This is a genomic window from Alteromonas sp. C1M14 (genome assembly GCF_018860965.1).
Lineage (GTDB): Bacteria > Pseudomonadota > Gammaproteobacteria > Enterobacterales > Alteromonadaceae > Alteromonas.
Window position 1 is genome coordinate 214,835 of the sequence record NZ_JAHKQF010000002.1, and the last position, 18,878, is coordinate 233,712.

10 protein-coding genes are annotated in these 18,878 nt (G+C 45.7%); all 10 read right to left on the bottom strand.

Features of this window, described 5'->3' with window-relative positions; all coding sequences use genetic code 11:
* Positions 1–48: 48 nt before the first annotated feature.
* The 10 genes from pyrD to KO501_RS01560 all read right to left on the bottom strand — a co-directional run bounded on the left by pyrD (position 49) and on the right by KO501_RS01560 (position 18,865).
* Entirely contained in the window at positions 49–1,056 is a 1,008-nt protein-coding gene (pyrD, locus tag KO501_RS01515) for a quinone-dependent dihydroorotate dehydrogenase (RefSeq protein ID WP_216027876.1), read from the bottom strand.
* Positions 1,057–1,118: 62 nt separating this feature from the next.
* Positions 1,119–5,957 (bottom strand): NAD-glutamate dehydrogenase, encoded by a 4,839-nt coding sequence (locus KO501_RS01520; protein ID WP_216028179.1) that lies wholly within the window; start codon positions 5,955–5,957, stop codon positions 1,119–1,121.
* A 173-nt stretch (positions 5,958–6,130) separates the two neighbouring features.
* The gene (locus tag KO501_RS01525; RefSeq protein ID WP_216027877.1) at positions 6,131–8,458 is read right to left on the bottom strand and encodes an MMPL family transporter; all 2,328 of its coding nucleotides are present in this window, start codon (positions 8,456–8,458) and stop codon (positions 6,131–6,133) included.
* A gap of 9 nt (positions 8,459–8,467) precedes the next feature.
* Positions 8,468–9,508 carry a YCF48-related protein gene (locus KO501_RS01530; RefSeq protein ID WP_216027878.1) on the bottom strand — a complete coding sequence of 347 codons (1,041 nt, stop codon included), beginning with the start codon at positions 9,506–9,508 and terminating at the stop codon, positions 8,468–8,470.
* A 58-nt stretch (positions 9,509–9,566) separates the two neighbouring features.
* Entirely contained in the window at positions 9,567–10,931 is a 1,365-nt protein-coding gene (locus tag KO501_RS01535; RefSeq protein ID WP_216027879.1) for a DUF1329 domain-containing protein, read from the bottom strand.
* 10 nt (positions 10,932–10,941) lie between these two features.
* A complete protein-coding gene (locus KO501_RS01540) occupies positions 10,942–13,002 on the bottom strand; it encodes a DUF1302 domain-containing protein (protein ID WP_216027880.1) in 2,061 nt (686 codons plus the stop codon).
* Between the two features lie 196 nt (positions 13,003–13,198).
* On the bottom strand, positions 13,199–13,441 hold the full coding sequence (locus KO501_RS01545) for a DUF2835 family protein (protein WP_216027881.1): 243 nt from the start codon (positions 13,439–13,441) through the stop codon (positions 13,199–13,201).
* Positions 13,419–16,019, bottom strand: coding sequence for an aminopeptidase N (gene pepN / locus KO501_RS01550; protein ID WP_216027882.1), 2,601 nt, complete (start codon positions 16,017–16,019; stop codon positions 13,419–13,421). The genes KO501_RS01545 and pepN overlap by 23 nt, the downstream gene beginning before the upstream one ends.
* A 22-nt stretch (positions 16,020–16,041) precedes the next feature.
* Positions 16,042–17,517: a Na+/H+ antiporter NhaC gene (nhaC, locus tag KO501_RS01555; protein ID WP_216027883.1), complete on the bottom strand. Its 1,476-nt coding sequence runs from the start codon at positions 17,515–17,517 to the stop codon at positions 16,042–16,044.
* A 13-nt stretch (positions 17,518–17,530) separates the two neighbouring features.
* A complete protein-coding gene (locus KO501_RS01560) occupies positions 17,531–18,865 on the bottom strand; it encodes a sodium-dependent transporter (RefSeq protein ID WP_216027884.1) in 1,335 nt (444 codons plus the stop codon).
* Positions 18,866–18,878: the final 13 nt, after the last annotated feature.

Sequence of the window (18,878 nt, forward strand, 5' to 3'; positions counted from 1 at the left end):
CCAGTCAATGCTGCAACCATAAGGTTACAGGCGAAAAATAAACTACGTTTAAAGTTCGTTTACGATTTTTTGCACAAGGGATGGCCCTTGATAAATGAACGCAGAGTATACCTGAATCAACGAGGCACCTGCAGCTAATCTGTCTTTAGCCGTTTGAACATCGTGAATACCGCCCACACCGATGATAGGTATGGCTCGGTCTAATGCTTTGGCAAGTTGACGGGTAACATCCAGACTCATCTCGGTGAGCACGTCTCCGCTTAATCCTCCAGCCTCATTACCATGCTTAAGATGAGAAACCTGATCGCGGCTCAAGGTGGTATTCGTGGCAATAACGCCATCCATTTTACTGTTAAGTAGCGACTTAGCGATACTGTCTATTTCTTCACCATTCAGATCGGGGGCTATTTTTATAAACAGGGGCACGTACTTACCGTGGGTTTGACAAAGTTTTTCTTGCGCGCTTTTTAACCCGGTTAACAAGGCATCTAGTGCTTCGCCATATTGCAAGTTACGTAAGCCCGGTGTATTGGGGGAGGAAATATTGACCGTAACATAACTGGCATAAGGGTAAACTTTATTTAGACAATGAAGATAGTCGTCTAAGGCATTGACCTCGGGCGTCGCTTTGTTTTTACCAATATTGATTCCAATGGGGCCTTTGTAACGGGCATCTTTCACCTGTTTGACGAGGTAATCGACGCCGTAATTATTAAACCCCATACGGTTAATAATGGCCCGTTTTTCCGGTAGACGAAAAATTCTTGGTTTCGGGTTACCCGGTTGACCTTTAGGGGTTACAGTACCAACTTCAACAAAACCAAAGCCCATGCTGGCGAAGGCATCGATGCATTCACCATTTTTATCTAACCCTGCGGCTAAACCCACCGGATTAGGAAACGTAATTCCTGCTACCTTGACCGGTTTCGATACCGTGTCGTGGCTGTACATACGAGCAAGCGGCGTGTGCTGAGTACGATGAAGCCATTTTATGGCAAAATCGTGGCTTTTTTCTGGGTCACATTTTAATAGCAGTTTTTGGGCAATGGAATGCATCGTCAATCTCTAAGAAAAAGCCCTGTCAAAACAGGGCTTCGTCGTTTTTGAATATGCGTATTCTAATGGCTAGACTTGGCGCTTAAAAGCATCAATTCACGTAAAGCCACAGAAAATTTGGCAAATTCATGCATTGAGCTGGTTTTAAACTCAGACATCATGTGATACCAACGCTTCAACAGGGCTTGGTTGTTATCCATCCAAGTGCTTAAAATCTCATCGGCATCATCACTGTCGGGACGAGATTGAAGCAAGTTAAGGGTTATTATCCGTTGCTGCCAATCAAGCTCTTCTCGATAAGATGCACGGGCTAAGGCTTGCCAGTGGTTGGTCACACTTTGATTCGTAATTTGCTCTAGGAACCAGTGTAATTCAAGCTTCGAACCTAACTGGAAATAAAGTTTAGCAATCACTGATGTATCGTGATTGTCAATTTCATCAATCTGAGCTAAATCTAGACTTGAGAATAGATTCGAGAAACTGGCTAAACGATAGGCAATTTCTTTTGGCACACCATCTTTTACCAGTTCTTGGGTTTGGGCTTCTAGAGCGGCATATTCGTCATCCACTAGGTAGTCTTTAAGGTTATTCGCAAGGTTTTCAAATGTGCATCGGTATGCTTCTATGGCAGAGTGTATTCCCAATGATTTGTTTCCATGACGGATATACCAGCGAGCGGTACGACGCATCACGCGGCGAGTGCTTTCTAAGATTTCCAGTTGGCGATCAGCATCGATAACGTTATCAAGTGCTTCCACATCTTTCCATAGCGACTCGATATTAAAAATCCCTTTGACCACAGCGTAGGCATCGGCTATTTCGTCGAGAGTAGCTCCGGTTTCTTCTTGCATGCGAAAGACAAAGTTAAGCCCCATATCGTTAACAATGTTGTTAGTAAGCTTGGTGGCAATAATTTCGGCGCGCAACGGGTGCTGCTCCATCTCTTCGCCAAACCGATCCCGTAACACTGGTGGAAATGCGTTAACTAAGAGTTTTCCATGGTAAGGATTTTCGGTAATTTCAGGAATATTAAGTGAATCCTTAAGCACCATTTTACCATAGGCGATAAGCACACTGAGTTCTGGACGAGTAAAGCCCCTATCCGACGCCACACGATCGGAAATTTCGTCATCGGATGGAATGAACTCTAATTCGCGATTTAATGCGCCGTCCCGTTCTAAGCCATGAATAAACCGAAGTTGTTCTTTTAACTGGGCAACCCCAGAGCGTTCACTAATGGAAATAGATTGGGTTTGACGATAGCAGTCTTGTAGCACAATTTCTGCCACATCATCGGTCATATCGAACAGGAGCTGATTACGTTGTTTAACCGTTAAATCGCCTTTGCTTACCACGCTATTAAGCAATATCTTGATGTTAACTTCGTTATCGGAACAGTCAACGCCGCCCACATTATCGATAAAGTCGGTATTGACTCGGCCACCACAACTGGCGTATTCAACCCGACCAAGTTGGGTTAGACCAAGGTTTCCGCCCTCGCCTACAATTTTAGCCCGTACGTCTTTGCCGTCTACTCTCACGTCGTTGTTTGCTCGGTCGCCCACGTCACTGTGGGATTCTTTGCTGCTTTTTATATAGGTGCCAATACCGCCGTTCCAAATAAGATCCACCTCCATTTTCAGGATATTGTGGATAAGCTCATTGGGTGTCATGGCGGTTTGACGGGTGCCTAACCATTTTTTCATCTCTGTAGTGAGCTTTATAGATTTAGCCGAGCGGTTAAAAATACCGCCGCCTTTAGAGATCAAACTACGATCGTAGTCATCCCAGCTTAAGCTAGGGTTATCAAACAAACGTTGACGTTCTTTATAACTGGTTTCGGTATTGGGATTTGGATCGAAAAAGATATGCATGTGGTTGAAGGCCGCCACAAGGCGAGTATGTTCAGAAAGTAACATGCCGTTCCCAAATACGTCGCCCGCCATATCACCGATAGCCACAGCGGTGAAATCCGTGGTTTGACAATCGACGCCAATTTCGCGGAAATGACGCTTAACCGACTCCCACGCTCCCCGCGCCGTAATACCCATTTTCTTGTGGTCGTAACCAACACTGCCACCAGAGGCAAAGGCATCCCCTAACCAGAAGTTATATTCATCAGAAATACCATTGGCAATATCTGAGAAGGTGGCGGTGCCTTTATCCGCTGCCACAACCAAATAGGGGTCGTCCTCATCAAGGCGTACCACATCTTTTGGCGGCACAATTTCACCGTCCACAATGTTATCTGTGATATCCAGTAAGCTGCGAATAAAGGTGCGATAGCAGGCTTTACCTTCAGCCAAAAAGGCCTCTCGACCGCCGCTAGTGGGTAATTTTTTGCACACAAATCCGCCTTTAGCGCCCACGGGCACTATAACGGTGTTTTTCACCTGCTGTGCTTTGACTAAGCCCAGAATTTCAGTTCGGAAATCTTGTTGGCGATCTGACCATCGTAGGCCACCACGGGCTACTTTCCCGCCCCTTAGGTGAACCCCTTCAATCCGTGGGCTATAAACGAAAATTTCATATTTCGGTAGCGGTAAAGGCATTTCAGGAATTTTTTCAGGTAATAACTTAAACGAAACATAGGGCTTTTCGTTACCTTGCTCGTCAGCCTGATAAAAATTGGTACGTAAAGTGGCTAGCATCATGTCTAGATAACGGCGAATAATGCGGTCATCGTCTAGGTTACTGACGTTATCAAGTTGGGTTTTGATGGCTTCCAGTACCGTGTTTTCTTTTTTCTCACTGCGCTTTATTTTCGGGTTGAATCGTAACTCGAAAAAATCTACCAGTTTTTTCGCAATGGCGGGATACGCTGCTAACGTATTGGCAATATAGTCTCGACTAAAAGAGCTACCGGTTTGGCGCATGTACTTAGCGTAGGCGCGTAAAATAGTCACTTTACGGCCAGTCATACCAGCCCCTAGAATCAGGCGATTGAAGGCGTCATCTTCTAAGGTATTAACCCACACTTTAGCAAACGCATCTTGGAACAACATCTGGGCTTGTTCCATGTCGAAATCTTTGCCTGATTTGTGCAACATGGTGAAGTCCATCACCCAGTTTAATTCGCTATTTGCACAGTGCACTTTAAAGGGGCTTTCATCGATTACCCTTAAGCCGAAGTTTTCCAGCATAGGTAGCACATCTGACAAATGAATGGGTTCCGCACGATGGAACAGTTTTAACTTTACAACCTGACTGTCTTTGGCTTCTTCCTGCGGGCGATAAAACAGCATGTCGAGGGTATGATCGTCGCTAAGCAACTCAAGTTTTTCGATGTCGATAAGTGCGGCTGTGGGCAGGTTTTGTTCCGTATAACTGCGAGAGAAAGCGTTATTGTACTTACGTTCCAACACCTTGCCATTCGCTTCACCGTGGGCGGCTTTAATAGCCGACGCCAACCTATCATTCCAGGTTTTAGTCAATTCAATGATGTTCTGCTCAATTTCCTTCACATCGTATTCCACATTATTGTTTTCGACCCGAGCGATATAATGGGTTCTGGCATACACTGACTCGGAGAAAAACGTCGTAAATTCAATATCCTCTGTGGTGCCAAATGACCGCTGAAGAAGCTTCTGCGTATCTTTACGCAGTTTTGTGTTGTAGCGTTCCCGAGGCACGTACACCATGCAAGAAATAAAGCGACCAAAAACGTCCTTGCGTACGAACAATCGGGTGATGCCCCGTTCCTGCATTTGGAATATGCCGGTAATTATCTGTGCCATTTCATCCACCGGTGTTTGCAATAACTCATCACGGGGATAGGTCTCGATAATGTTGACAAAGGCTTTGTGTGCGTGAGTGCCGGGGTCATACCCAGACAGGGAACAAATCTCTTTTATACGGCTGGCCAGCACCGGCACTTCAGTGGCACTGGAATTATAAAAAGATGCGCTAAATAGACCAAGGAAGCGATGTTCGCCAATTACCTGCCCTTCGTTGTTGAAGGCTTTAATGCCAACATAATCCATATAAGCAGGACGATGTACCCGTGAGCGCGTATTGGTTTTGGTCAGCATCAAGGGGTTCTGACTTAACGCTTCGGCACGGGCTGAGGGCGCTTGATTAGAAATCAGTCGTTCTCTATCGCTGATGGACTTTTTCATCAAGCCTAGGCTACTGTCGTTATTTGGGATCCAACGATAGTCTCCTTCAATGGCTTTGGCATCATAGTAACGATACCCCATCATGGTGAAATTATGATCCGCCAACCAAGATAAAAAATGAATCGTTTGTGTTTTACGTTCTTTATCCACGGGCCATGCTAACTTGTTGGCGTTTTTTATCACCGCGCTTAGCTTATTGGCCATTGCTTGCCAATCGCTGACAGCCAATGAAACCTCATCCACCACAGAATGCATTTCGTGGGTTAATTGTTCGATGTCCGCTTTGGTGGTTTGGCGGTCAATTTCGATTAATAGTACGGTTTCCTTACAGGCGGTTTTCGCTTTTTTATCGTGGCCTAAGAAAGTATCCACATTGTGACTTTTGTCTCGGGTTAACCAAATGGGGCTGTGTAACATCAAATGAGAAGTGATGTTAAGCCGGTTAAGCGCCATCCTTACCGAATCCACCAAAAATGGCATATCTTCAACAATGATCTCCACAATGGTGTGGGTAGAATGCCAGCCATGCTTGGCGATTTCTGGATTGAAGACTTTGATATAGGGAGAGGCGTTATCAAATTGGGAAAACACATTCCATAAACTTAACGTTGCGCCGTAAAGATCGCTGTCAGTTCGTCCGTCGAGGTCTTCATTTGAAATCGTATGAAAGAGATGATGGGCAAATTGTTTGACGTGAGCTTTTTGCTGCCCATCGATGTTTTTTTCAATGAGCGCGAAAACATTATCAAGCAGCACCGACTGCCGTTGGGAGGTGACTGTCATCATTAAACCTTATTCTAGTCGTAAGTGCACAAAATACTTACTTATTTTCGCTAAAGTTACGCCACTTTGAAAGGGGTAATTTAACGCTATATTAACAGGATAGATAACTATGCAGAAAACGCACAAAAAAAGGGCTAAAAAGCCCTTTTTTGTAATTATCTATGCAAAAATATTTACGTTTCTGGGGCGTTTTTCTTCCACCACAAAAATCTGGCTAGTGCGGGTAGTACGATAATGGCTCCCAGCATGTTCACTAAAAACATAAATGTAAGTAAAATTCCCATATCCATCTGGAATTTTAATGATGAGAATACCCAGGTACTCACTCCGACGGCTAATGTAATCCCCGTAAAGAGTACCGCACTGCCCCGCTCTTTTAGCGCTTCCATGTAGGCATCTTGCACTGTCGCGCCGGTTTTAAGCTTATGACTCATGGTCGATAATATGTAGATACCATAATCTACCCCTATCCCCACCCCCAGTGCGATTACTGGTAGGGTTGATACGGTAAGTCCAATTTGCAGGTGAGTCATCAAAGCCTGCGCCAAGATAGACACCACATAAAGTGGAATGACCACCGACAGTGTGGAACGTAACGACCGGAAACTAATTAAACACAATAAGATCACTGCGCCGAATACGTAAAGCATCATCGGCGTTTGGGCCGCCGCCACTGCTTCATTGGTGGCCGCCATTACGCCTACAGGGCCTGAAGCAAGCTTAAACTGCATGTCATCAGTTTGGTATTGCTGACGGTATTTCTTCACTGCCGCAATGACGTGATTAATGGTTTCTGCTTTATGATCTTCCATGAACAGTATCACCGGCATCACTGAACAATCACCATTGAGCAAACCTGAAGAGGTAGGAACCAGGGAAATATCTTGGGCTAAAGTTTGCTGATTACGGGGCAATACCTGCCATTTTATATTCCCTTCGTTGTAACCGGCATTCACATTTTTGGCAACAGAAGCCAACGACACCGCAGATTGCACCCCTTTTACATTTTCCATCCGCCACTGAAAATCGTCCATGGCTTGCATCACATTGTAGGATGTACAGGCTTCTGGAGTGGTTTCTACCACCACCGAAATATAGTCCACTGTCACCGAGTATTTATCTGTGATCAGGAAGGTATCTTGGTTATAGCGTGAACTTTCCTGTAATGACGGCGCACCGGCATGAAGATCGCCAATTTTCATGTGTTGGGATTGGACAAACCCGTAGAGGAATAATGCCCCGGTGATTGTCATGATTGCTATCGCTGGCTTGCGATGGGTGCAAGCAGCAATGAATGCCCATAACCGGGTGTTGCGTCGTTCCTTACGATTAAACTTTTTCACATAGTTTTCGTCTAGGTTCAAAAAGCTCATTAGTACAGGCAATAAAATAAGGTTGGTTAAAATGATAACCGCCACACCCATACTGGCTGTGATGGCGAGTTCTTTGATGATCCCGATGTCAATGACAAGGAGCGTCATAAACCCAACCGTATCGGATAATAGGGCTATGCCTCCAGGAATTAACAAGGCCCGAAATGCACTCATCGAGGCATGGTGGGCCCCCATTCCAGCGACGGCTTTTTTCTCTACCGCGTTAATCATTTGCACACCATGACTGACGCCAATGGCAAACACCAAAAAGGGAACAAGAATGGACATGGGGTCAAGGCCAAATCCAAGTACCGTCAATAAGCCTAACTGCCAGATCACGGCAATCACTGAGCACAATAAAGGCAAAAGGGTCATCATGATATTTCTGGAGAAGAAATAAACCATAATGGCGGTGATCACCAAGGCGATGGCGAAAAAGAAGATAACATCTTTCGCGCCGTCGGCGACATCCCCAATCATTTTGGCAAAACCAATAACATGGACAGTGATATTGCCGCTTTCAAATTGCCCTCTTAGCTGGGTTTCCAACTCTTCGGCAATAGCCAGCATATCAATAGGCGCGCCGGTTTGCGGGTCTAGATCCAGTAACTGTGCGGTAACCATGGCACAGTGATAATCGTTAGACACCAAACGCCCTACGATTTTGGCCTTTTCCACATTGGCGGCCACCTGAGCGAGGGCCTCGGGGTTTGACGATTTAAAATCGGCGGGAATAACCGGACCACCTGAAAAGCCCCCTTCAACAATTTCGGTAAATCGGGTGGCAGGCGAAAATAAACTACTGACTAATGAACGTTCAACACCATCGATAAAAAACAATGCATCGTGCACCTGTTGCAGTGTATCCATGAACTCGGTGTTATAAATACTGCCGGTAGCATCACACACAGAAACTAAAATGTTATTGGCACCACCAAAGTCCTGCCGGTGGGCCATGTAAGTTTGCATATAGGTGTGATTCAACGGCACATTTTTCTCAAACCCTGCGTCTAGGCGCATCATGGAAGCTTGAAAACCAAGATAAACCGTGGCCATAAGAAAGATAGCAATAACCACTTTTCGGTAACCGAAAATGAGTCTTTCGAGAATTGTTGTAAAACTAGACATATTGGTCGCTTAATCCATTTTTAATTGCTTAATACCCTTGGCAGAAACCCCAATGATTTTGTCTTTAAAACTCACGGCATTCACTATGCTGGCTTTATCATCGAGTTGATAGAACGATATGTTTTCAGTGGGTTGGCAATCATCTTGATGGCCCCATGCTGAAAAATTTTCCGTTTTAAAAGGTTGAGAGAGTGTCACCACATACCCGTTGTTCGCCAACACCATTACTGAATTTGCAGAGGTGGCCAAAATGCCATTAAAGGATACCGACATGCAGGTTGGAACTGCCTGCCAAGGCTGATCTTGGTGCTGCACAAAGGTGTGGCCACGCAGCCCCACCATCATAAGGGTTTGTTTATCGAGGGACGTAATATTTAGAAATGATCCCTCATACCCTGTCTCCATACGTTGCCAGGTCATCCCATCATCAATGCTTTTAGCCACTAGCCCTGCTTCTCCCACCAGATATAAAGCATTGTCAGTGCGATGTAATTTGTTGAGGTGGGGCAACATGGCACTTAGCTCCTCATCATAATATTCCGGTGTCTCTGCTTTTACCTCGTTAAGGTATTCTTGATCATAGGGATGCAACAAGGTGGGGTGACGCTCCTGAACCCAGCTATCGCCGCCATTTTCTGTGCGAAAAAACAGTCCATAAGCACCAATGGCAATGCCCCGACGCGCATCAAAAAACAACACGTCTAAGAAAGGCTTTTCTAGTTCTGGTGCTTCCATTTGAATAAGCCAGTGCTTTCCACCATCAGTAGAGTGCAATATGGTGGCATCGTGACCTACCGCCCAAACATTGTCGCCCACTGCGGTAACACCGGTGAGCGTTGCGGTGGTTGGTACTGCGTGTTGTGTAAATGTCTCACCATCACTCGAGGTGAGTATGTGGCCGCGCTCGCCAACAACCACAAGGTAATCGTCTGCGACACTATCAATATCTAACAAGAGTGATTGTTCAACCAGTGGTGCCATGAAGGCGTCTTGCGCCTGCAATGGCATTATCGCGGATAACGCGATTATCGCCCACAAAACTTGCTTCATAAATTATGTAACCCTATAAGAAAAACGGCTGGCAAAGCCAGCCGTGTATGCTAATAAACTAACGGCCTTCGCGTCTTAAGGCTTGAGAGGTAAATTCACGCTCACGGGGACGAATTGTGAAGTCGTACATTTTTTCTTCATTATCTAACCCAATGGCAAGGTAGCGACGGGAGTTGAGGTCGTGATACACGTCCAGGGTGGACCACTGCGTTGGCACGTCGTAGTAATTGATGCCATACGCAAAAGCGACGCGGTAAAGTTCATCGTTCTTGTCGTACATGTCCGCTTCTTGAATCTGCCAACTGTCTTCATCAATATAGAATACCCGCTTTTGATAAATATGACGTAGTCCCTCTTTTAGGTTTGCTTCAACGACCCAAACACGGTGCTTTTCCCAGCGGGTAAGATCAGGGTTAATATGATTAGGTTTTAAAATATCGTCGTAACTAACCTCATCACTGTGCAAAGCATAATTGTTATAGGCAATATACATTTCTTTTTTGCCTTTCAATGTCCAGTTATAGCGGTCTGGTGAGCCGTTGAACATATCAAAATCATCGGTGGTTCTTAACCCGTCAGACTCGGTACCTGGCGTATCATAGGCAATTTGTGGCACCCTATTTAACCGTTTGCGACCTGTGTTGTATTTCCACGCCTCCCGAGGCTCTTTAACCTGATCCACGGTTTCTTTTACCAGCAAGATATCGCCAGCAAGACGGGCCGGTTCAGTGATTTTTTGTTTAAAGAAAAATAAGATATTTTCTTTTTCTAAATCATCTGGCTTGGCTTGTTCGTTGGAATATTTAATTAGCAATTTTTCATCAAAACCAATTCGGGTATAGTTACCTGAAGAGGTCACTGCCGCCTGACCACCAAAACGTTGTACCGCTTCGCCGCGATAGCGCAGAATGTGATTCCATATCGCCTCAAGTCCATTTTGTGGCATAGGGAACGGGATCCCCGTAGCCGCACCTTTAATACCGTTGCCCGACTCGATTAACTCTGCACGAGTGGCATTGGCTTTGGTTGCATCGTAAACAAATTGTGGGTTAGATGCTGACCGACGGGTTTGGTAGACCGGCATGCGATAGGTGTCGGCGTACATCTCAAACAGCTTTTTTTGACCGGCGGACAAAAAGTCACCGTACTGTTTGTAGTTTTCACCTGTGATTTCAAAAAGCACTTTATCATCAGGAAAAGGATCGGGATGGTGATCCCCTACTGAGTAATTGGCCGGTGGCGTAGTGATCCCACCACTATAAGCAGGAATACTTCCGTCGGCATTGGCCGCCACCTCGCCACCTAAGGGTGTCAGTGTTTGGCCAAGTTTTGCCGCTTCTTCGTCGGAGACTTTCGCCCAAGCTGCGGTAGCAGAAAATGTCAGTGCTACAGCACCGGCGATAAGACTAGCTTTGCGTAACATGCGATACCCCTTAAATCGAATACTTGATATTGAAAGACACAAAATCGCGGTCAGACAATTGATTGCTGTTGCCTATTCCGCCCCAAAATGCGCTGTATGACGCTGTAGCAGACCAGCTGCTTAGGTAATTAAACGTCACCGCAAGACTGGCGGATTTTGTGTCCTCTAAAAATACATACAATGGGTCTGGTGTGGTGCCTTTCACATCGTGAGAAAACGTCGCCCGAGTTTGTACATTCACTCCGGCAAAAACATTATTAAAATCGGCAAGAGCTAATATGCGGTAACCCCAGGCGTCATCGGTAGCAAATGGATTCGTTTCCGGTCCATTTGAAAGCGCTGTATGCAAACCTGTACGGGGGTTTCCATCCGCGGTGGGTTCGAGGGACGCGGTTCTACCCGTTCCCGGCGCATTTAAACGCACCACACTGGGATCGGGAAAATCCACGATATTCACGTAACCGACTTCACCGAGCACAATAAGGTTATCGGTGCCTAGTGCCGGTCCAAAAACCTGAGACAGCGTAAACTGGGCTTGATAAGTATCAGAGAAAACGAAACCCTGGGCCGTTTCACCTGGTCCCACGGCACGGTCGATATTGTTTAACTGAGAAATTCCCCCAAGCTCTGGACTTATTCCCACATTGGCTAATTGTTCGGGCATACCCATATAGAGTAGCTCAACATCATCAATTTGCAGAGGTTCGTCCACCCGATAAGCAAATTCACCGGCCAGTGCCCAGCTACCTATGTTGGTATTAAAGCTCATGCCGAAAAGTTGAATGTCTTCAGGGTAATAAAAACGGGCTTCAGTGAAGGCATCAAGATTGGTGACATTGTCCTTGGTGATGGTATTTTGGGCCAGATAAGCGAGATCTGTACCAATCCCCGTGGCGGTAAAATCTGAGGTAATACCAGAGATGAGAGGACGCTGACTATGGTAATTAATATGATAAAAACTTAGCTCACTGTCATACAGCATTTCTGCCAACCAAGTGACACGAACACCATATTGTCCTTGGTCGTCAGCATCTTCATGGGCATTGTCAGAATACCCCCGCAGCGCCACTTTGGTGGGATACGCCAAGTAGGCTTGCGCAAGGGCGGTCTGGTCGCCTCCCGCCCTTAATGCATCGCCTAACCCGTTGAGTGATGACAAGAGAAATTCAAGATCTATATCCGGGTTACCGGTAAAGCCTAGCTGGATATTATTGGCCTGCCCGCCCTCTCCAACAAAATCATTGGTCGCAAAGTAGCTACCGGCAACGGGTAACCAACTGCGTTCCCACTCATATTGGTAGTACGCTGATACACTAACAGTATCGGTCAGGCCAAGTGAGGCGTACACCATGCCAACGGGTATAAAAACTTCTTTTAATTCAGCACCCGGTGCGCGAGCTCGGTTTACATCCACTGGGTTGGTGGTATTGATACCATGCTGGATAAAGGTGCTCTCACCCCAGCTAATGACTTGGTCACCAATGCGTATAGACAAGGGCTTATCGTCAATCCAAAAATCGCCATAAAAATACGCATCAAGAATACGAAAATCTTTACAGAGAAGTTCCTCAGCGCCAGAGGATGCACAAAGATCTTGCGCATGGCCGGTGATGGGATTGACTGCGGCGTGTTCTTCGCCACTTTGCTCAAAGTCATAAAACCAAAAAGCACGTGTGAAGAAACCGTAATCGCCAAAATTAATATCAAGATCGTGGTTACCGGCTATTTGAGTTGAAAAAGCCTTTCCGGGATCATGAGAAAGATTACCCAAATCGCCATTTGACGAATAATTGCCGTCGGATAACGCCCAGACATCTGCGGACTGATATTTGACATTGGTAGCGGCATTATATCCTGACCAATCAAATTGCGGGTGATTACTGTTACCAATGAGATCAAAATCTCTATCTTCTACACGCACACTGGTAGCCAATGTGAAGGTAGAATCAAGGGATACTGATACATCACCAAAATCCCAATTTGCACCCAGCGTTGGCGAAGAAGCGCCTAATAAGGTGGCAATACCAATGGCTAGTGATGATTTATTAAAGCGATGCTGCCTATTTATCATTTTTTACTCCTGATCCAACGCAATATCATTCGATGGATTGCGAAAATACATGACCAACTACTGTCGTTAACAAAATGATTACATCATTTTGTCACTTTCGCAAGAACTAATCGTACCAGTTTAACATTTTAATAACGTAAACAGTTTCAATAGCTTATTAGTCAAAAGTAGTAGAGGGATGTTTTTTTAGCCAGGATCAGGCGATTCTTTCGAAGGATTTAATCTTTCGTTCGGCAGAAATAATCATGCGAAAGCGACCTTGTACACCCCGGCTGTCGATAAAGGGTCGAAGGCGGGCAAAAGGGACTTGTATACGAAGGCCGGATTCGGCGATGAGGATCACACTCTGCCCGGCACTTTGATAAAGTACCTGACAGTGTGTGTATGGAATATTAAGGGTAAAAAAATACGTTTTATCAGTGGGTTTCACAATTTTCATAAGCCAGACTTTTACTGACTTTCTCAAACACATCCTTACTTAAACCGTCATGATTTAACAAACGATTCAACTGGGTTTTCATCTGAATTTGATGACAAGGATCGTATTGTTGCCACTGGGTCAGTGGGGTGACAATGCGTGCCGCAACTTGGGGATTTTGCTTGTCTAATTCCATAAGATAATCGGCTACAAACTGATAACCGCTACCGTCTTGTTGATGGAAACCCGATGCATTGTAGAATGCAAAACTACCAATAAGAGAACGTACTCTATTTGGATTTCCCATAGTAAATTGGGGGTGAGTTTTTAGCATGGTAATGTGGGCAAGAATATCATCACGTGAGGTCGTGGCGTGTAACGCAAACCATTTGTCTAAAACTAACGGATCATGTCGCCATTTCTGTTCGAACTGAGCCATGAGCTTTTCAAATAGTTCATCAGCTTTTACTTGGCCCGCTTTAAGCGCACCAAGAGTATCTGTCATGTTGTCGGCGTTGTTAAAGTGGTCCTCAATTAAGGCATTACCGTCATCGGTTCGCGCCAAAAGTCCAAGAATAACGTTTTTACAACGACGGGCATTCACCTGTTGCTGGGTGTATTGGTAGTCTTCAACACCAATACCCTGCCAGATTTCAGTCAGCACGGGTGCCATTTGGGTAGCAAATTGTTGGGCAAAGGTGTTTCTTGCCGCAACCAGGCTTTGTACATGAATTGACGTTCGGCTTTGGCACAAGGTTTCAAAACTCGGAATTGACAAGCATTCGGCTAATAGCTCATGGTTGTCTTTTTCTTGCTCTAATACTTCGCTAAGCGATGACCAAACCTCTTGGGGAATGGCCGATTGTTGCTCCACTTGTTGAACACACCAGTCGTACAGAGATTGTATGGCATCCCAGCGATTAAAAGGGTCTTTGGCCCATGTAAATACCCTGATCCATTCTGCCACAGATAGCGGGTTATCAACTTTCACCGGCGCTGAGAAATTCCCTAAGATCACCGGGATACTGGACTCAGGAACATCGACAAATGTCAGAGACACAGAAGGTTCGTCAACAATAACTAAACCGTCATTGATTCGCCCTTCTTGATCATGATAATGCTGGCCTTCGTTATCTACACACTCAAAGGCAACAGGAATGTAGAGGGCGTCTTTGGTGGCTTGATCGGCCGTAGGCGGCGTATGTTGCGACAAGGTAACGTGTAAGGTTCGTTGTTGTTTATCGTAAATTCGCTCAACACTGATAACCGGTGTACCAGATTGACTGTACCATTTTGAAAAATGTGTCAGATCTTTAGTGGTTGCCGTTTGCATCGCCGCGACGAAATCGTCACAGGTAACCGCTTGACCGTCATGGCGTTTGAAGTACTCGTCCATGCCATTACGAAACCCATCTTCGCCTAACAAGGTGTGCATCATTCTAATAACTTCCGCGCCCTTGTCGTACACCGTCACGGTATAGAAATTATTCATTTCTATAACTTCGTCCGGGCGGATTGGATGGCTCATGGCACTGGCGTCTTCAGCAAATTGGTGCTCGCGCATTACCCGAACATGCTTAATACGGTTGCTCAATGACGAGGTCATATCTGCGCTAAATTGCTGATCACGAAATACGGTTAACCCTTCTTTTAGGCTAAGTTGAAACCAGTCTCTGCAGGTCACACGGTTGCCTGTCCAGTTATGGAAATACTCGTGCGCAATAACCGATTCCACATTAAAGAAGTCTTCGTCCGTCGCAGAATTTTGATCTGCCAGAACAAACTTGCTATTGAAAACGTTTAGACCTTTATTTTCCATGGCCCCCATGTTGAAAAAGTCTACGGCAACGATCATGTAAATATCTAAATCATATTCAAGGCCAAAGGTGTCTTCATCCCATTTCATGGCGCGCTTAAGCGACGCCAAGGCAAAGCTACCCTGCTCTTTTTTGCCCTTATCCACATAGAGTTCCAATTTGACGTCTCGGCCACTCATTGTTTGGTAGCGATCTTCTAATAAGTCGAAGTCGCCAGCCACTAAGGCGAATAGATAACAGGGCTTAGGATGGGGATCTTGCCACGTGACCCAGTGAGTGCCATCTTCGTTCTCACCGGCATTGACAGGATTACCATTTGATAACAGTGTCGGATACTTCTGTTTATCCCCTTGTACGGTGACTTCATAAGTAGCCAGTACATCTGGTCTATCCAGAAAATAGGTGATTCGGCGAAAGCCTTCGGCTTCACATTGGGTACAAAACACGCCGTTAGATAAGTACAGCCCTTCTAAAGCATGATTATTATTCGGATCGATATGGGTTTCAATTTCCAGTTCGAACGCGTCAGGAACATTCTGGATCACAAGCCCCCCTTGCGTTTCAACATAATCATGGTGCGCGGCACCATCTATGCTGACACCCAATAATGACAGTTGTTCACCATCAAGGGTAAGGGGAAGTTCGTGGTCACCCATTCGGGTGACCGTTGTTTTACAAGTAACACGAGTCTGTGTGGGATGGAGGCACACGTGCATACCTACGTGCGTAATGGTGAAAGCCGGCGCCTGATAGTCTAGCCGACGTTTAATATTTACACTCATGAGTACCCCTTTAAATTAAAAACTAGGTGCGTTCTTCCTCATCCTCAGCCACTGGAAACGGTGGTTCCAAGCGAAGAATTTTAATACCAAGATACGCATAGATAACAGCGAGGATAGGATTGATCACATTGAAGAAAGTATAGAATATATACTCAAATGGATGCACCATCAGTACACCTTGCATATACGCGCCACAGGTATTCCAAGGAATTAATGGTGAAGTTAATGTGCCGCCATCCTCTAGACTGCGGGAAAGGTTGAGCTGATTAAGGCCCCGCTTTTCAAATTCTTTTTTATACATGCGACCAGGCATCACAATGGACATATATTGGTCTGCGGTCACCAGGTTTGTACCGATACAGGTTAAAATGGTGCGGCTTATCATATCTCCTGCCGAACGGGCCCCATGCAAAATCGTACTCACTGCACGTTTAAGCAAACCAACGCGCTCTAAAACGGCACCAAATGACATAGCGCAAATAATTAACCAGATGGTATTTAACATAGAAGACATGCCGCCACGACTTAATAGCGCGTTGAGGTTTTCGTCAGGGGTGGAAAAGCTAACGCCATTGAATAAGGCGGTCCATACCACTTTCAAGGTACCGACGGCGTGAGAATCCCCATCCGCAGCTAACGATGAAACAACGTCGCCTTGAAACAACACGGCCCATAGCCCACCTAACAGTGCACCGATAGAAACGGCGGGAAATGCCGGCATTTTGCGTACCGCTAAGGTAAGTAATACCACCAGTGGAATTAATAAGTGCCAGCCCAAATGGAACGAATTGCCAAGCAATTGCTGCATTTGTTCAATGCGCTCTACCGACGCGGTTTTTACTTCACTAAAACCAATTACCATAAAAAGAATCAGGGCGATAACGAAGCTCGGGATCGTGGTCCAAAGCATATAACGGATATGGTCAAATAAATCCGTTCCAGCGACGGCGGGAGCAAGGTTCGTTGTCTCAGATAATGGCGAAATTTTATCGCCAAAATAGGCCCCTGAGACCACAGCGCCGGCGGTGACTGCCGCTGACATATCCATTCCCGTTGCCACACCCATCAGCGCGACACCCACCGTTGCTGCTGTTGTCCATGAACTGCCGATACTCATAGCGACCACGGCACAGATCAAACAACTGGCAGCGTAAAAAAACGACGGATTAAGTAGCTCTAAACCATAATAAATAAGCGTAGGGACAGTACCGGATAACATCCATGTACCAATTAATGAGCCCACAGCAAGCAGTATCAAACACGCCCCCAATGACATGGAGATCCCTTTGACGATACCACTTTCGATGTCTTTCCAGCGGTGGCCGTTCTTCATGCCAATTATTGCCGCTAGACCAGTGCCCAGTAGCAATGCGATTTGATTAGGACCGAAGGAGGAATCATCGGAAAAAAGGTAAACTGCCCCCCCCATCATTATTACCAAGGCGACAATGGGAATAAGGGCATCAAGTAACGACGGGTCTTTTATTGTTTTATTCATTTTATTTTGACTCTTATATTACAGACCGGATAAACATTAAGAGGATAACCACCGGACAAACAAATCGCACATACCAAGGCCAAATTTTCCAAAATAGGCTGTTCTCGGCATGCTCGTAACCTTGCTTAATTTCGGCCAGTATCACATCTCGTCGCCATACCCAACCAGCAAACAAACACAGGGCTAGCCCCAGTAAAGGTTGACTGTATTGCGTGGTTGCGGCAATCACTAGACCAAATAAGCTATCGAAGTTGAAAATGATGATACTACTGCACACAAAAATAATCGCGGTCATGATCCACACAGCACGAGAACGTTTTTGCTGCTGATTTTCAACCAAATAAGCCACGGGAACTTCTAACATAGAAATCGATGAGGTAACGGCGGCAATCGCCATTAAAGCAAAAAATGCAAATGCCACCACAATACCGACAGGACCAATGGAGTTAAATAGAGCGGGTAACACGTTGAATATCAGTTGGTCGCCTTCGATTAACGCGCCATCTGCGGTGAAAATTTCGACCCCATTGTGGAGAGCCACATACATGGCAGGAATAATCAGCATGCCAGCAATAATGGCAACACCAATGTCAACTAACGCCACTGACGCCCCGATAGATGGAAGGTTTTCTTGTTTTGACAGGTATGACCCATAAACCAACATGGTCCCTACCCCCAATGACATGGAGAAAAAAGCCTGCCCCATTGCACTAATGAGCAAGTCAGGGTCCCAAATACGGCTAAAATCGGGTAACAGATAAGCTTTCCAGCCATCACTGGCACCAGGTTGGAAGCTTACATAGATAATCAGTGCCACAATAATAATGACCAAAGTGGGCATAAGACGTACTGACCATTTTTCTATGCCGGACTTTACTCCCCCTAACACAATACAGGCAGTCAGTACCATAAATAGTGCGCAAAACAGTAGATTACGGCCATCGGAAAAGCCTAGCAGCCAACTCGATGCGCCATCCACTTGTATTATTTGCATCAAGGCATCAGTGAAATAGGCCAGCATCCATCCGCCAACAATGGCGTAGAAAGCAAGTATGAGGGAGACGGTAATACAGCCCCATAGCCCGGTGAGGGTACCAATGCTGCTGCCAGAAATTTTAGTTAGCGCTTCCACCATATTTGATCGATTAGAACGACCAATAATTAACTCAGCCATCAGAACTGGATAAGCAAGTAAAAACGCAAGAATAAGATAGACCAATACAAACGCTGCGCCGCCGTTAGTGGCAACTTGGGTGGGGAAGCCCCAAATATTCCCCAATCCTACAGCAGAGCCGGCTGCGGCAAGTATAAAACCTATCCGTGAAGAAAACTCTCCTCGCATTGCCATGAAGGTCGTCCTT

What these genes read in the sequence shown, in the direction of transcription:
- pyrD (WP_216027876.1), bottom strand. Translation starts at nt 1,056, where the DNA reads ATGCATTCCATTGCCCAAAAACTGCTATTAAAATGTGACCCAGAAAAA.
- KO501_RS01520 (WP_216028179.1), bottom strand. Translation starts at nt 5,957, where the DNA reads ATGACAGTCACCTCCCAACGGCAGTCGGTGCTGCTTGATAATGTTTTC.
- KO501_RS01525 (WP_216027877.1), bottom strand. Translation starts at nt 8,458, where the DNA reads ATGTCTAGTTTTACAACAATTCTCGAAAGACTCATTTTCGGTTACCGA.
- KO501_RS01530 (WP_216027878.1), bottom strand. Translation starts at nt 9,508, where the DNA reads ATGAAGCAAGTTTTGTGGGCGATAATCGCGTTATCCGCGATAATGCCA.
- KO501_RS01535 (WP_216027879.1), bottom strand. Translation starts at nt 10,931, where the DNA reads ATGTTACGCAAAGCTAGTCTTATCGCCGGTGCTGTAGCACTGACATTT.
- KO501_RS01540 (WP_216027880.1), bottom strand. Translation starts at nt 13,002, where the DNA reads ATGATAAATAGGCAGCATCGCTTTAATAAATCATCACTAGCCATTGGT.
- KO501_RS01545 (WP_216027881.1), bottom strand. Translation starts at nt 13,441, where the DNA reads ATGAAAATTGTGAAACCCACTGATAAAACGTATTTTTTTACCCTTAAT.
- pepN (WP_216027882.1), bottom strand. Translation starts at nt 16,019, where the DNA reads ATGAGTGTAAATATTAAACGTCGGCTAGACTATCAGGCGCCGGCTTTC.
- nhaC (WP_216027883.1), bottom strand. Translation starts at nt 17,517, where the DNA reads ATGAATAAAACAATAAAAGACCCGTCGTTACTTGATGCCCTTATTCCC.
- KO501_RS01560 (WP_216027884.1), bottom strand. Translation starts at nt 18,865, where the DNA reads ATGGCAATGCGAGGAGAGTTTTCTTCACGGATAGGTTTTATACTTGCC.